The following is a 16,264-nucleotide window of genomic DNA, read 5'->3' on the forward strand; positions in this document are numbered from 1 at the left end:
CCCGGGAGCAGAATTTTATTTAATTTCAGAAATCGTGAGTTTCGCTGCGCTACATTATAATGCGGCTAAGTTTTATTCTAGCTCTGTATTTCGATTAAGTGTATATTCGTAAAAGCGTTTTATACGCTGAACAAGAGGATATTTCTGGTGAAACGAGTACTGAGACTATCATGAAAAAATTAATTTATATGATACTTCTCATTACCTGTTTTACCTTATTTGCTAAAAGTAATAACCTAGCATCCATTACAATTCATGGAGTCGCTGGGAAAGTAGAAGCAAACGTTGAAAAACGATTGAGTGAATTACAAAAATTAAAACCCCTCTCTCAATTTAGTTTGGAAGAATTGAAGGAACAAGTAATCCAAGCAGTGCAACCTTTTGGCTATTTTAAAGCAGAAGCAATACTTCAAAGACCTAACACGCAGCAGTTGATTATTTCCATCCATCCTGGCCCTCAAATAATGATTTCACAGCTCAAAATGGAAGTCATTGGCGAAGGCTCACATAATCCAATCTTACGTGATGCAATAAAAAATGTACCGCTAAAACAAGGAAATCCCCTTTTCACGGAACAATATGAACAGACTAAATTAAAGCTTCTAGATAGCGCAGAAACGCAGGGTTACATGCGTGCAGGATTTCAGAAAAGTGAAATTTTAATCGATGAAGATAACTATACAGCAGAAATCACAATCATTCTTGACACTGGACCTCTTTATTATTTTGGACAAATACAATTTAATCCTACCTACATTAATCCCAAATTACTGCATCGTTTTGTCCCTTTTCATCCAGGACAAGTCTATTCCGGAGATAAGATACTCAAATTAAATAATGATTTATCAAACAGCGGCTACTTTAGTTCCGTTCTGGTTAAACCACAAATTACAGAAAACCCCACAACTCCTGTGCAAATCTATACTGAACCCGTATCCAAGTACTCCTATACCCTTGGTGCAGGTTATGGAACCGATACAGGGCCTCGTGGCCGAGCTGCTTTGCATGTAATACCTGTCAATAGGCAAGGACATAAATTCAATCTTATGGCGCAAGGTTCTTTTGTCCAAAATGCCTTGCAAGCCCAGTATGTTGTTCCAGGAAAAAATCCTGTAAATGATCAATACACTCTAACCGGAAATTTCTCGAATTTAAGCTACAGTGCAGGCTATAGTAATTCTTTTCTTATTTCATTGGCGCAACAGCATCGTGTAACTAATTATCAACGTACTTTATCAGTAAATACCTTATATGAGGGCTTTCATTATGCGTTACAGCAAAATACAAAACAATTTTTACTCTACCCTAAAGCAAGTTTAACGTTTAGCAAAACACAAGATCTGCTTTTTTCACCATCAGGATATAACATCACCCTAAATGCGCTTGCTGCAAACCAAGCTCTTTTGTCCACGATTAATTTTGCTCAAGCTTCAGTAGATATGAAAGCGGCGATGCGAATAGAACCCATCCGTTTACGGCTCTACGGACATGCAATTCAAGGGGCTACTGCCATCAATAACATCAATGAACAACCCTTGTCACTTGCATTACTTTTAGGAGGAGCAGATAATTTAAAAGCATTTAGTTTTAATTCAATAGGTCCAGGCAGAGTAATTAGTTATGCTGGATTTGAAATTCAAAAAGAAACGAAAAAAAATTGGTACCTCGTTGCATTTTATGATGCAGGAGCTGTGTACAATCCTTCTCCTTTAGCTAGTTATTACGATGCAGGCGGTGGATTAATGTGGGTTTCACCAATAGGCCCAATTAAAGTAGGATTGGCTCAAGAAATTAATAAACGTTGGCAGCGAAATAGCAGCAGTCCACGATTGGTGATCAGAATGGGACCAGACTTATGAACCGGATTCTGGTTAGAACGCTGCAAGTGTTAGTCAAAGTACTTTATATTAGCTTGATATTCCTTATTCTATTGGGGGGTATTGCTTTATTTTTATTAGGAACCAAGTCAGGACTCCATACTGTAATTCAATTCAGCCGCTTATATCTTCCCGGAAGTATAAAAGTTCAACAAATTGAGGGAAGTTTATTAAATCACTTCACTGTGAGCGGAATCGAATATCAAAATAAATCACTTACTCTAAAAATTGAACAATTGAATGTCGAATGGCATCCTCATTATCTACGAGAAAGTCAGTTAATAACGGCTCAGTGGCAAGGTTTGCAATGGAATACTGCGGAAGATAAAATCATCGATAGCAAAAGCGGAACGATTACAGCAACCGGGGTCTTTCCTAATCTACAAATTGCTATACGCTCCCAAATACTCACTGCCCCTGAGGACCATTGGCTTATAAAAGCAAAAATTCACGGAAGATTACCTTGGCAATGGACTTTTGATGCCAGCCTAAGTCCTCAGAATCTCCCCCCAAAAAATGCTCGTTTGTATACCAATTTATCAGCGCAAGGTGAGATCACTGCTAAGGATCAGGGGGTTTTATCACTTACAATACGCCCTGGTTTTTATCGTGAACCTAGTAATGACATTCTCCCGGTTCTTCAATTCAAAGGGGGTTCTTTAAAGATTCTCCTCTCACCTCAATCTCTTAAAGGAACAGGTCTTTTGACAATTGATGAACATAAAGATTTAAAATTGGAGTTTCAATTACCTAAATTTGCACTGGATACCGGTCTGAAGGAGGAACAATTAATTAACAGTGAAGTAGTATTGGAAATAAATTCTATGGATTTTTTACAAAAAATTAGTCCTGAAATTAACAAACTCAAAGGGCAATTAATTGCTTCATTAAAAGTAAGTGGTACTTTGAATAAACGCAAAATCGAAAGTCAAATAAAACTGATTAATACCAGTTTTGAATTACCTAGATTAGGACTTAATATAAATGCTTTGGAAATGAATGTGCACGGAAAAGAACGCTCTTGGGAAATGGCCGGCTCAATCAAATCCTCAGATAAACACTTATCACTGACTGGGAAAGGGACTCTTACCTCCCGATATACAGGTGATATCCTACTAGAAGGCAATGATTTTCCACTGGTGCAAACCCGCGAATACAAAATTGACATTTCACCAAAACTCAATCTACATTTTACACCAAAGATACAATCCATTTCAGGTACTATCTTGGTTCCTTATGCTGAAATAAAACCCCGCTCCTTCCATAACAGTGTATCCTTGCCCGATGATGTGGTTTTTAAACGTAAAGATAAATCATCCCCTTCTTTTAGCCTGTTTAACAGTATGGATATTGATCTGGAGATGGGAAAAGAAGTTACAGTCAATATCAAAGGATTAAAGGGTTATTTGGATGGAATACTCCATTTAAAACAATCGCAACAAAGCTCAATCAATGCCTATGGTGAGTTATCAGTAAGACAGGGTATTTATAAAGCTTATGGGCAAGATTTAGCCATACAACAAGGACAATTAATTTTCACAGGTGGCCCCATTAGTAACCCGGGAATTAACCTTCGAGCTGCGAAAAAAATTACAACCACCTCAACCTCCTTCTCCAGTTCAAGTCAACTTTTAGACTTTAATAGTAGCAATCTACAAAATATGAATTATGGGGAAACCATGATTTTAGGCGTAGAAGCCACAGGGCGATTAACTCGTCCCAAAATACAATTATTTTCTGATCCAGCAACGCTTCCTCAAGCAGAAATTCTTTCCTGGCTTGTTTTAGGTCGTCCAGCAAATCAAGCAGACAAAGCTGGAGGACAACTACTTTTAGCAGCGATTTCTTCAATGAATCTTGGTAGTAATACGAACGGTCTTCAACTTTTAGAGCAACTCAAGCAGACTGCGGGTATTGATTTTAATGTACAAACGAATACCAATTACAATCAACTCACCAATACTTCAAGCGACACGACTTCTTTTATAGTAGGTAAATCTATTTCAAAGCGGCTTTATTTAAGTTATAACATCGGGCTGTCACAAACCGATACGAATATGTTGACACTGAGGTACTTACTCAATCGATTTTTTAGTATTCAAATAAGCAACAGTGATACCAGTAGCGCTATTGATTTTTTATATACTTCCAATAAGAAAATAAAACGACGAAAACCTAAAAATAAGCTGGTTAAGAATTCGTAAAAGTACCCCAGCGTTTACGGATTTACGCGCCTCCACTCAGATCGCTACGAGTTGTGTTAAAATATCCACAATTTGAGGCTCTACGATCTTTAAGACACAGAGTGAACTATATGATTAGGATGAATTCCATGACCAATTATCAGATGCCATTAAGATTAACTCGTTTAAGAAGTAATGCAATGTCTCGAGCTTTAGTTAAAGAAACACGCTTACATCCGCAGCAATTTATTGCTCCTCTATTTATCAGTGAACTACTCAATGAACCTCAAGAAATAAATGCAATGCCTGGTCAGTTTCAATTGAGTCTTGGGTGCATCCCTAAGGAAATTGAATTGCTGAGTTCCCTAGGGATTCCTGCAGTACTTCTATTTGGCATTCCTAAACATAAAGATGCTTATGGAAGTGAATCATTTAGTAACGAAGGAATTATTCAAAAAGCGATAAAAGAAATTCGTGCTGTAAATAAAGACATCCTCATTATTACCGATCTTTGCTTTTGTGAGTACACAGACCATGGTCATTGTGGTGTGCTTGATGGAGAATGCATTGATACTGAAAAAACCTTAGCATTCCTCGCAAAACAAGCCATAAGTCATGCGCAAGCCGGTGCTGATTGGGTTGCACCGAGCGGAATGACTGATGGAATGGTATATGCAATTCGCGAAGCCTTGGACACTCAAGGATATCAACATATTCCTGTTTTAAGTTACAGTGCTAAATATTGTTCTTGCCTATATGGCCCTTTTAGAGAAGCAGCCCAAGGAGCGCCAAAATTTGGTGATCGCAAGGCCTATCAGATGGATCCTGCAAATGGAGCTGAGGCATTAAGAGAAACAGCCCTTGATCTTGAAGAAGGTGCCGACATGATTATGGTAAAACCTGCTGGATTTTATTTGGATGTTATCGCAAAACTAAAACAAAACTTCCCTGAAGTGCCCCTTTGTGCTTATCAGGTAAGTGGCGAATATTCAATGATTAAAATAGCCGCTCAAAACAAACTTATCAATGAAGAACACGCTATTATAGAAAGCTTGACTGCAATAAAACGTGCGGGAGCAGATTTTATTATTTCTTATTTTGCTAAAGATATTGCCCGTATGTTAAGTCAAAATAATGCATCCCTCTAAGACTCCCATGCGACATTTATTCTTACAACAAAAACCCACCCAGAGAGTGTTTACGAAAAGCTTATGGTGATAGACACTTAGTTATTTTCCGATATACTCTTGATGGGTTTTAGATGTAGAACAGCCGATTGGTGCGAATATTTGACTGTCCACTAGTCATAGTGGACACGATAACAACTAACCAATCAATTATAATTAAACGGAGAAAAAGATATAATGAATTTAATATTTAAAGGTTTTTCAGCAGTAGCTTTAAGCATTAGTGCTTTAACAGCTTTTGCAAGTCCAACTTATTTGATCACTCATAATAATACTTCTGAAGAATCAAACGCTTATATAGCAGGCGTACCTTCTGCATACCCAACTCCCGCCAATTCAACTCAACGAGTTTATTGGAATCTAGTAAAATTGGCCTGCTACGGACACACAACTGGTAGACAATGTTCTGCAGTAATTAAAATGGCCACTAATACATCCAATCCTATAGAGGTTGGCGAGGTTCATATGGATCTTGATACTGGAGATATCACTCCAAAGTTTTTATCTAAAAACGGATATACACTTACGGTAAATGGCCTCGGCGAAGCAACCATAACTAAAAAATAATTTATTTTATTTTAATGAGTTTAGGGAACAAAACTCGTCTCCAATTGAACTCATATGTACTCAGTAAATAAAAAAGCCACTTTTAGTGGCTTTTTATTTATATCTAATAAATAGTTATTTTGTAGGCGCTGGTGGGGCTTTATCAATGATCCATGTCAATTGAGCACCGACCAAATCTGCACCAAAATTACCGTCATCCACGTCCACATTATATACAGAAGTTTGTGAGAGAGCCTGTTCAGAATGAACGTTTGGTTTGTTCCCAGCAAACAAATGGGTGTAGCCCACATCAACACCAACATTTGGACGCCATTGGTAATGAGCACCTACAGCCACGGCCCAACGATCTACGTCAGGTAAACGAACATTTCGATCCGTATCATTTGTTGGAGTCTCATCATAACCGCCACCTACACGAAGCATTAGCTTGGGATTTACATGATAATTTGCACCAAGCGCAACACGCCAAGAATCATGGTAATTTTGGGGTACATTGCTATTAATATTTGCCTGAGTCACAGGAAAAATTGGTGCATGTCCGATATTGGGTACAGCCACATTATTTAATTGGATTTCTTTAAAAACACCCCATCCGGTATAAACAACAGATCCCAATAAAGCGAGTCGCTCATTAATATCTTGATAAGCACTTAGAGTAAGTACATCTGGAAATTCTTGTGGGTCACTGAATAAATCATTATTTGTTCGAGATGTTGAAGGAGGTAATACAGGGAAAACCAGATTAAAATTATTATTGGCTAAAATTCCAGAAAAACGACTATGCCCATAGAACACATGTCTTACTCTGGATTGATAGTTAAGACCTATACGTGTGTGATTGTCATTAAATATTCCCATCACCCCAACATGAAATCCAACACCCCAAGAAGCCGCTTTGTTGTAACTTAAAGAATCAACGGTAGCAGGATTTTCTCCAAGAATTTGAAATAAAGTTGGTGCACCAATCATTTGATTGAATTTAGCACGAGACCATTGCAAATCAAGACCAGCTCCCAATGCAAAATTTTCTGTTAAGCGAGTGCCTAATTCTGGCGAAAAATTAGTAGTTAAAATTTCAGTGTAGGTCGCAGAATAACGTACAGGAGAATCAGGAGCCCAATCTGTAGACAAACCAAATGGAGCAGTAACACTAAAACCGAAGGTAGTACGCTCACCTAAAGGAAGCGCATAATGGAATGAAGGAACAAAACCATTATAACTGCCATCTACTCCTTCAAACTCTTGTACATATTGAACTGCTGAGGGGAACGGAGGAGGAAGACCTGTAGAAGTAGTAAAGGTACTTGTACCATCCAGCTTAAGAGTAGGAAATATGCCAACACCGCTAAAAACTACTTGTTGCTCACGAAGTAAAGCTAAACCAGCGGGATTATACCAACCTGTTGATGCATCAGCTGCTTCTGCGGCAGAACCAGCTGCATAGTTACCCACTGTATAACCGGTAGCTTCTCCATATAAAGAAAATCCAGCTGCATGAACTCCACCACTAGCCAGAACACTAAGAACAGCTGCATTAACCAGTGTTCTTAAAGGTTTGTACATATTTTTCACTCCTGTTACTCCTCAGATATCATACTTCAAAAATTGAATAAAATACGTCCGCTAAAAAACGAGTTTACCCTGTTTTCAAATCATTAAAAATACCTTTTTCTTATTTATATTCAACAGGTAATGAAAATTAATTCAGAGTGAATTAATTAAATCCATCGTGGGCAATTAATGAGTAAAAATGGCGCTAGATCAGTAATTCAAGTTATAAGAACTTGTGTACCCACTCCTGTCCATGATAATGTGTATTAATTTTGTGCGGAAATGAATCATGCAACAAATAGTAACTAAATTTGGTGGTACCAGCGTTTCAACTCGCAACAATTGGAATAATATTGTTTCCATTACTAAAAAACATATGAGTTCTGGAGTACAGCCTGTTATTGTATGCTCCGCACTAACCCAAATTTCTAACAAACTCGAAAAGGCTATTGAAGCGGCTTTAATCAATGAACATCAGAGTATTCTTATTGATATTCGTAATGGGCATCTTAATCTTGCTGAACAGCTGGAAGTTGATCCTGAATTAATAGCAAAAGAATTACTTCAACTCGAGCAATGGCTTACTGGAATTGCCTTACTAAAGCAAGCTCCTGCAAAAACGCATGCGGAAATTCTAAGTATGGGTGAATTAATGATGACCCGCTTAGGACATGCATTTCTCGAAAAACAAGGAATTCATTGTACTTGGTATGATGCTCGTGAACTCTTAATCAGTACACCCTTTCCTGAAGGTGGCTCGGCAAATTACCTTTCTGCTCGCTGTGAAAGTGAATATGCTCCCGAGTTAGTTGAAAAATTTCTTAACAGTGGTGCTCAAGCCATTATTACTCAAGGATTTTTTGCTGCCAATCCTCAAGGGGAGACGGTTTTATTGGGTCGCGGAGGTTCAGATACATCCGCTGCATTACTTGCAGGCAAACTTCAAGCTGCATCATGTGAAATCTGGACTGATGTTCCTGGAATTTATACGGCCAATCCTCATCAACTGCCTCAAGCGCGTTTATTGAAAAAATTAAATTATGATGAAGCTCAGGAAATTGCCACCATGGGAGCGAAGGTATTACACCCAAACTGTATTCCTCCGGTCCGACGCGCCAATATTCCAATGTCAGTCAAATTTACTCAAATGCCGGAACATTCAGGAACATTGATTACTAAGGATATTGATGAAACGGCCCCTTTAATAAAATCCATACAGATTAAAAACAGTATTTTATTGATCTCTATAGATACCTTGCACATGTGGCAACAAGTAGGATTTTTATCTGATGTATTTACAGCCTTCAAACATCATGGCTTCTCAGTAGACTTACTCTCCTCCTCCGAGTTTAATGTTACTTTATCCCTGGATATTAATAGTAAAATACATGATCGTCCTGCAATTAATGCCTTACTTGCAGAGCTAAATCAATTTGGTCGAGCAAAACTCATTGAACCCTGTAGTGCAGTGAGTCTCGTTGGTCATCATATCAGAACTGTATTGCCACAACTTGGCCCAGCATTAGAAGTATTTGAAGCGAAACAAGTCTACTTAATGTCACTGGCATCCAATGACTTAAACCTCACATTTGTGGTGGATGAGTCACAAGCAAATCAATTATGCCAAAAACTACACCACTTACTTATAGAAAATAACCCTCAAATTTTTTACTACTCAAAAAGCTGGCATGAAGAGTTTGGCAAACCTTCGGCGCGCACTATTCCATGGTGGGAAAAAGAGCGCGATCATTTATTAACTATAGCCTCAGTTAATTCGCCTTGTTATGTTTATCACAGTCAAACACAAGTGGAGCGAGCGAAGCAACTACTGGCCTTAAAGTCCATAGACACCTTATTTTATGCAATCAAAGCCAATCCTCATCCATCGATTTTAAAAACAATGGAACACGAAGGGATCGGTTTTGAATGTGTCTCCATTCAAGAGTTAACCAGAGTACTGGAACTCTTTCCTAATATAGACCGAAAACGAATTTTGTTTACTCCTAATTTTGCGCCTAGAGCAGAATATGAATATGCTCTAAATATAGGCTGTTATGTTACTATAGATAGTTTATATCCATTGGAACATTGGCCCGATATATTTAAAAATCGTGAAGTTATTATTCGTATTGATCCAGGTACTGGTGCGGGGCATCACAAACATGTTTCAACTGGGGGAAATGAATCAAAATTTGGCATTACGCAAAATGATATTGATCAAGTTGTCACATTAACCAAGAAATATAAAATCCAGGTAGTCGGTTTGCATGCACACTCAGGTAGTGGCATTCTCACCTCAGAATTATGGCAACAAACCGCTTTAATGCTCGCCTCGCTGACAGAGCAATTTCCACTGGTCAAATCCATTAATCTTGGTGGTGGACTGGGTATAGTAGAGAAGCCCGGCCAACAACCATTAGATTTTTCAAGTATGGATGCTTCGCTAATGGCGGTTAAATCACGTTATCCTCAAATTCAAATCTGGCTTGAACCGGGTCGTTTTTTTGTAGCGGAAAGTGGTGTAATCCTCGCCAAAGTTACCCAATGCAAAGAAAAAGGAAAGGTAAAATTTGTGGGTATAGAAACCGGTATGAACTCATTAATCCGACCCTCGTTATACGGTGCTTATCATGAAATCGTAAACCTAAGTCGATTACATGAAGAAAAAGCGGGTTTTTCTCATATCGTAGGCCCGATTTGTGAATCTGGAGATACCTTGGGCTATGACCGATTATTACCCGTAACAGAAGAAGGCGATGTATTGTTAATTGCTAATGCCGGAGCTTATGGTCGTTGTATGAGTTCCCATTACAATTTGCGTCCACCTGCACAAGAAATTGTTATTGACTAACCTCCCTTCTCCCTACGGGGAGAAGGTGTTCTCCAGGGGTTGAGAGGCATTCGTAAGACTAAATTAATCTCCTTCCCCCTAAGTTTTTTCAATCATGTTTATACAGGGATATAAAAATAATGCTAGTCGACAGTGATCAACGAAGTCAAGCTACTGATCCTTCATTATCATTTATCGTACAAGCCCCTGCAGGATCGGGTAAAACTGAAATTCTGACTCAGCGTTATTTACGATTGTTAAGCACCGTAACATCACCAGAACAGATAGTCGCCTTAACCTTTACCCGTAAAGCTGCGAGTGAAATGCGTGAGCGTATCGTTTTAGCGCTTCAACAGGCTGCTCGCAATAATAAAGCAAATAGCCCGCATCAACAAAAGACGCTTGATTTTGCCCATGCAGCACTTCAACGTGATGCTTCCTATGAATGGAATTTGTTACAGCAGCCTAATCGGCTAAGAATCATTACAATAGATTCCTTATGTCAAAGCATTAATCAGTCAATTCCGCTTTTAGAAAAGCAAATTTCCTATTCACAAATTACTGAAAAAGCGGAACATCATTATTTAAACGCCAGTCGATGCTGTATTCAGTTTGCTCTGACATCCCCGGAATATAAGAATGCTATAAAAACTCTGTTGTTGCATGTGGATAATCGCCAGGATCGATTGCTTGAATTGTTCACTGGATTGCTGGCTAAAAGAGATCAATGGATAGCTCCTTTATTTCAAGCCCGAACTCAGGAAAAATCAGCATTTGAACATGCATTACTTCTTATAGAGCAGCATGAGTTAAAACGCTTTACCCAAAGTTTGCCCTCATATTTGGCTCAAGAGTTAACGCAATGCGCCCGGGAATTGGCCATTATAGAAAATAATTCCAATTCACCACGATATCTACTCAAAAATTGGTATGATTTCCAACAAACCACTCAAGAGATAGCAACCGCTCTAAGTAAACTCTTACTTACAGGGGATGCCCAATTCCGGAAAAGCTTTGATCATCACGTAGGTTTGCTTAGTACCTCTTGCGCTCCCGATGAATACAAGAGACTTAAAAATGCCAGCAAAGAATTACTCAACGAACTCAATGAATATCCTGATTTTCTAGAGGCGTTAATCCAAGTAAGTAATTTACCTAAACCTGAATATGATTTGGAACAATGGGAGGTCTTACAAGCGCTCTTTTTGTTGCTTCCCCTTCTTGTAAGCCATCTACACGTTTTGTTTAGCGGGCAAAATGAAGTGGATTTCACTGCTATATCACAGCAAGCATTGAATGCATTGGGCGATGCAGAAAATCCTACTGATTTAGCTTTATATCTAGATCATACGCTTCATCACATTCTAGTCGATGAGTTTCAGGATACATCAATTACTCAATTTGAATTATTAACAAAACTTGTTCTAGGTTGGCAAGAACAGGATGGGAAAACTCTATTTATAGTCGGAGATCCCATGCAATCGATTTATCGATTCAGGCAAGCTGAAGTAGGTTTATTTTTTCGTGCTAAAGAAGAAGGCATTGGACCAGTTAAATTGAAATCACTGGAATTAAGCTGCAACTTCCGCTCGACCCAAACTATTGTTAATTGGGTCAATCATCAATTTGCCAATATTTTTCCAAAACAAGTGGATATAGAGTCTGGGGCCGTTTCATTTCATTCCAGTGTCAATGTCATTCAAGATGAACACGGCAGTACCATTCACTCTTTACAATTTAAAAATCGGGAACAAGAAGCAAAAAAACTCATCGAAATTGTTCAAAACGAATTACAAACTTTTCCTGATCAAACGATTGCGATTCTGGTACGCTCAAGAACGCAACTTGGTGAAATCATCCAGCTCTTGCGCCAACATCAAATTCCCTATCAAGGCACAGATATTACTCTGTTAGCCAATCTAGGTCATATACGGGATGCGTGGTCCTTGACCCAGGCTTTGTTGACGCCAGCAAATCGTCTTTCCTGGCTTGCGGCACTTCACAGTCCCTATTGCGGTTTGGCTTTAAGTGACATTCATGCCATAGCTGAGTTTAATAAGAGAAAATCGATTTACTTTGCCTTATTAAATTTAAATAAAATTCCCAGACTAAGTGAAGAAGGTAGGATTCGTGCCGATTTTTTTATACGCGTCATGCATAAAGCTTTAACTCAAAGATATGAAAGCAAGCTTTCAGTTTGGGTAATCCAAACTTTAAAAGAATTACATATGGATAATATTCTCAAGACTGCTCAACTCAACGATTTGGAGCAATTTTGGAGCTTACTGGATCGTTATGAACAAGATGGTCGTATACCTGATCTAAAGGAATTTCTATCAGAATTAAACAAGCTTTACTCACAGCAAGCGAATCCCTCTCGTTTACAAATAATGACTATTCATAAATCCAAAGGGCTTGAGTTTGATGCGGTACTTTTACCAGGTTTGGGTATGCAACCCAATCGCGGCGATAATCCTATGTTACGTTGGCTTAATTTACCGACTCAAAAACATGGCAATTTGCTACTCATGTCTCCAATACAAGGGGCACACCAAGAACATTGTGCTTTATATGATTATTTAAGTCGTTTAGATGGTGTTAAAAGTCATTATGAAGCACAACGATTGCTCTATGTAGCCGTAACAAGGGCAAAATCACGTCTGTATTTAATGGATCACTCTGAACGTACTTCCAAAGCTTCATTCAGATATCTTCTTAAAGATTTAGAATTTTCTGAAGACAATACTATGTCCCTAATTGAAGAAATCAACGGGTCTTTACCCAAACTCGGACGTTTACCACTTGCTTTTTACCAAAATAAAGAATCTGAATCTTTTGATGTGCGTCTTAGCCTCAAAACTACTCCATCTACTTTCTCAACAACTATCCCTCGATTAGCAGGCATCGTAACGCATCAACTATTGCAGTGGATATGTGATCATCATCCAGAAAGCATAGCTGATGTTCCTTGGAACCTTGTACACTATGAGTTACGAAAATTAGGATTCGATGAAAATATGCAACATGAGACTCTGGCAAGTATCCAAGAGCAAATTACTCGAATGTTTGAAGATCAAATAGGACTCTGGATTATTAGTCAACATAACCAGGAGCAAAATGAATATGAGTTATTGGTAAAACAGCAAGATAGACCGATTACTCGTATCATTGACCGCACTTTTGAGGACCAAAGCAAACGCTGGATTATCGATTTCAAGACAGGAAAAGAAGATGAAGCATCCATGATGAAACATCGACAACAATTAGACGAATATGCTTCCTATCTTAGCATTCATACGTCGCTTCCTATTTATTGTGGCCTTTATTACCTCTCTACTAATCACTGGGTTAGTTGGGAATATGAGCCGGCTGAAGTCACTTTTTAATCTGGAAAACTAATCCTATGAAATAAAACTGCTCTGCGCTATTATTTATCTTTTGTGTTAAAAGGCCAACCAATGACCACTGAACAGACTGTAATCCATTTGCTGAGTACTATAAAAGATCCGTTTCTTGATCTGACCGGTAAGGAAATGAATTTGCAGTGCAGCCTCGAAATGACCGACAAAGAACTGCTCCTTAACTTAACTGCCGGATTTCCTTGTAACTCCTTAGAAGAACAATATAAACCTTTATTATGCGCAGAGCTACAATCTGCATTCCCCAATCAAGATATAATCATTCAAATCACCCAACGAATAAAACCGCACAAGACACAACTTGCTGGGAAAGGATTGCGCGGCGTTAAGAATACGATTGCAGTCGCCTCAGGGAAAGGAGGGGTAGGAAAGTCTACTGTAACTGTAAACTTGGCAACAGCATTAGCACGGTTAGGAGCGCGGGTAGGTATTCTGGATGCGGATATATATGGACCAAGCATGCCTTTAATGCTTGGAAAAACCGAACCAGTAGCCCTCAGCGGCGAGCACTATCTTCCGGCAAAAGCCCATGGAATCCAGACCATGTCTATTGGTTATTTAACAAACAGTGAGCAGGCACTCATCTGGAGAGGTCCTATGCTTGCTAAGTCGCTTATCCAAATGCTGGATATTACCCTTTGGGATGATCTGGATTATTTATTCATTGATTTACCACCAGGAACCGGTGATATCCAGTTGACTTTAGTCCAAAAAATCCCTTTAACCGCAGCCATAGTAGTAACGACTCCACAAAACGTAGCAACTCTTGATGCACAAAAAGCGATTACCATGTTTGCTAAAACAAGCATTGATGTCTTGGGTATTATAGAAAACATGTCCACCCATATTTGCACTAAATGTGGGCATCAAGAGGCCATTTTTGGTGCAGGTGGTGCTGAAACTCTTTGTGCGGCACACCATACCACATTACTAGGACAACTTCCTTTGGATGGACGCATAAGACAAAACTGTGATGAGGGAAACCCTACTGCTACTCAAAACCGTAATGAGCTAACGGATACATTACTTAAAACAGCCATGAAGAGTGCTATAGAGTTAGCTAAAAAACCAATTAATTATGCAGATAAGTTTCCCAAAATTGTTGTTGAGTGAATTCCATAGAGGCAGCTATAATCGCATTATAAAACATTGCTGAGAAAGACATATATTTTTTAAACTAGAAGCAGAGTGACTGTGATGCGATAGGTTAAAACCAATTAATAATAACAATAGATAAGCCATGGAACGATTAATAATAATAACTCTAAGCCTGCTTTATTCAGCCCTGACTTTAGCAAAGTCTTCTTATCAAATTGATTTAATTATATTTGCTCAGCCAAATCAAAACAAAACATTCTCTGTTGATGTGCCGCTTATCCCAACGAACCCGAATGCAATATCCTTGAAATTAGATTCAGAAAAATCGGGAAAACCTTATCACTTATTATCCCCTTCATCTTCAAGCCTACGCGATGAATACTATCTCCTGACTCGAAAATCCCGTTATCAAGTCTTGGGATATTATTCATGGAAGCAACCTGGGAATAATCAAAGTTCTGTTGCCCTACCTTTCGCGGATCATAACGGTTGGCAAATGCAAGGTACTTTAAACATAAAGCAAAGCAATTATTATTCTTTTGATGCCGAACTTCAGATATCACCACCTGATAACCCACAAACATCATTCAGTGTTTCACAAAAGCAACGCTTAAAAGATAATGTAGTTTATTATCTCGACAATGCTCAGATTGGCATGTTAGTTAAAATTCATAAAGTAGGTTAAATAATTATAGTCAGGATTTAACGAACCCAGGGGTTTCTTTGTAGATTCCCAGAGTTCGATTACTCACATTCTCTACCAGCTCATTTGTAATCGTTCAAGTATATTCTTGAGTCCTGGAGGACAATTTCACTCATTTTTTCCCCGGAGGAAAAATCTGATCAAACACCGAGGCCCCACCCTCCATAACCTGTTTGATGGTAGTATCTAAATCGGAATCTCTAGGATTGGTTTTATTTGAAAAAAAACTCCAAAAGCCATTTACCGATTGTTTGTTCCTGCCTACTTCATGCAGTCCAAATAACGCAGCTGCGGTTAAAGTTAGTGAAGCAAAGGGACCTAATCTCGTATAAAAAGGTGACATAAATAAATTTCCGAAACTGATTAATGCTCCAGTTTTTAGAACTTTTTCAGGACTTACTTGATCTCGGGGCATACTACACTTCCTTGAGTAATTATTTTAGATGCTAAAATATTATGGATGACTTTTTTTATCACTGGGCATAATTTCGTCAAACATAGCCGCACCGCCAACAACGATATTTGCAAAAGCATTTTCAACTTCAGTACTTTTGTCCCCTGTATTCCCACCAAAAAAAGAATTTAAGTTATTTACCCCATTTTGAATCGGTCTTCTTTTCTTGCCTATTTCATGTGCCCCATATAAAAATACACCAGTCCCAATAATGGCTGTAGTTAACCCCAATTTCGCATCTACCCAATACAAAGGTGCTAATATTGTATTTCCCAGAGCAATTAAAGTCCCCGTCTTTCCTGCATCATCCATATTTATTTTATCTTGAGCCATATCAATATTCCTTATTAATTATTTTTAATACAGACTAAGTGAGCCTCAATAAAATTGCAAGC

General features: G+C 38.5%; 11 protein-coding genes. 8 read left to right on the forward strand and 3 right to left on the reverse strand.

Annotated elements, in window-relative coordinates; genetic code table 11:
- Positions 1–170: 170 nt before the first annotated feature.
- From ACWTE2_RS14410 to ACWTE2_RS14425, 4 genes are all read left to right on the forward strand, one after another.
- On the forward strand, positions 171–1,859 hold the full coding sequence (locus tag ACWTE2_RS14410) for an autotransporter assembly complex protein TamA (protein WP_454785884.1): 1,689 nt from the start codon (positions 171–173) through the stop codon (positions 1,857–1,859).
- On the forward strand, positions 1,856–4,081 hold the full coding sequence (locus ACWTE2_RS14415) for a translocation/assembly module TamB domain-containing protein (RefSeq protein WP_454785885.1): 2,226 nt from the start codon (positions 1,856–1,858) through the stop codon (positions 4,079–4,081). The genes ACWTE2_RS14410 and ACWTE2_RS14415 overlap by 4 nt, the downstream gene beginning before the upstream one ends.
- Before the next feature lie 128 nt (positions 4,082–4,209).
- A complete protein-coding gene (gene hemB / locus ACWTE2_RS14420) occupies positions 4,210–5,208 on the forward strand; it encodes a porphobilinogen synthase (RefSeq protein ID WP_454785886.1) in 999 nt (332 codons plus the stop codon).
- Between the two features lie 216 nt (positions 5,209–5,424).
- Positions 5,425–5,814, forward strand: a complete 390-nt coding sequence (locus ACWTE2_RS14425; protein ID WP_454785887.1) for a hypothetical protein — start codon at positions 5,425–5,427, stop codon at positions 5,812–5,814.
- A gap of 114 nt (positions 5,815–5,928) precedes the next feature.
- Here ACWTE2_RS14425 and ACWTE2_RS14430 read toward each other — a convergent pair whose 3' ends face one another.
- A complete protein-coding gene (locus ACWTE2_RS14430) occupies positions 5,929–7,386 on the reverse strand; it encodes an OmpP1/FadL family transporter (protein WP_454785888.1) in 1,458 nt (485 codons plus the stop codon).
- A gap of 268 nt (positions 7,387–7,654) precedes the next feature.
- On the opposite strand from ACWTE2_RS14430, the gene ACWTE2_RS14435 reads away from it, so the two are divergent.
- From ACWTE2_RS14435 to ACWTE2_RS14450, 4 genes are all read left to right on the forward strand, one after another.
- The gene (locus tag ACWTE2_RS14435; protein WP_454785889.1) at positions 7,655–10,216 is read left to right on the forward strand and encodes a bifunctional aspartate kinase/diaminopimelate decarboxylase; all 2,562 of its coding nucleotides are present in this window, start codon (positions 7,655–7,657) and stop codon (positions 10,214–10,216) included.
- Between the two features lie 119 nt (positions 10,217–10,335).
- Positions 10,336–13,581: a UvrD-helicase domain-containing protein gene (locus ACWTE2_RS14440; RefSeq protein ID WP_454785890.1), complete on the forward strand. Its 3,246-nt coding sequence runs from the start codon at positions 10,336–10,338 to the stop codon at positions 13,579–13,581.
- Positions 13,582–13,653: 72 nt separating this feature from the next.
- On the forward strand, positions 13,654–14,727 hold the full coding sequence (gene apbC, locus ACWTE2_RS14445; RefSeq protein WP_454785891.1) for an iron-sulfur cluster carrier protein ApbC: 1,074 nt from the start codon (positions 13,654–13,656) through the stop codon (positions 14,725–14,727).
- Positions 14,728–14,854: 127 nt separating this feature from the next.
- Complete coding sequence (locus ACWTE2_RS14450; protein ID WP_454785892.1) at positions 14,855–15,397, forward strand: CsiV family protein; 543 nt, start codon at positions 14,855–14,857, stop codon at positions 15,395–15,397.
- Between the two features lie 130 nt (positions 15,398–15,527).
- Here ACWTE2_RS14450 and ACWTE2_RS14455 read toward each other — a convergent pair whose 3' ends face one another.
- Together ACWTE2_RS14455 and ACWTE2_RS14460 are read right to left on the reverse strand one after the other, a co-directional pair.
- Positions 15,528–15,830: a hypothetical protein gene (locus tag ACWTE2_RS14455; protein WP_454785893.1), complete on the reverse strand. Its 303-nt coding sequence runs from the start codon at positions 15,828–15,830 to the stop codon at positions 15,528–15,530.
- A 39-nt stretch (positions 15,831–15,869) separates the two neighbouring features.
- Positions 15,870–16,202: a hypothetical protein gene (locus ACWTE2_RS14460; RefSeq protein WP_454785894.1), complete on the reverse strand. Its 333-nt coding sequence runs from the start codon at positions 16,200–16,202 to the stop codon at positions 15,870–15,872.
- Between the last annotated feature and the right edge of the window lie 62 nt (positions 16,203–16,264).

It is taken from the genome of Legionella nigrisilvae (assembly GCF_977063395.2).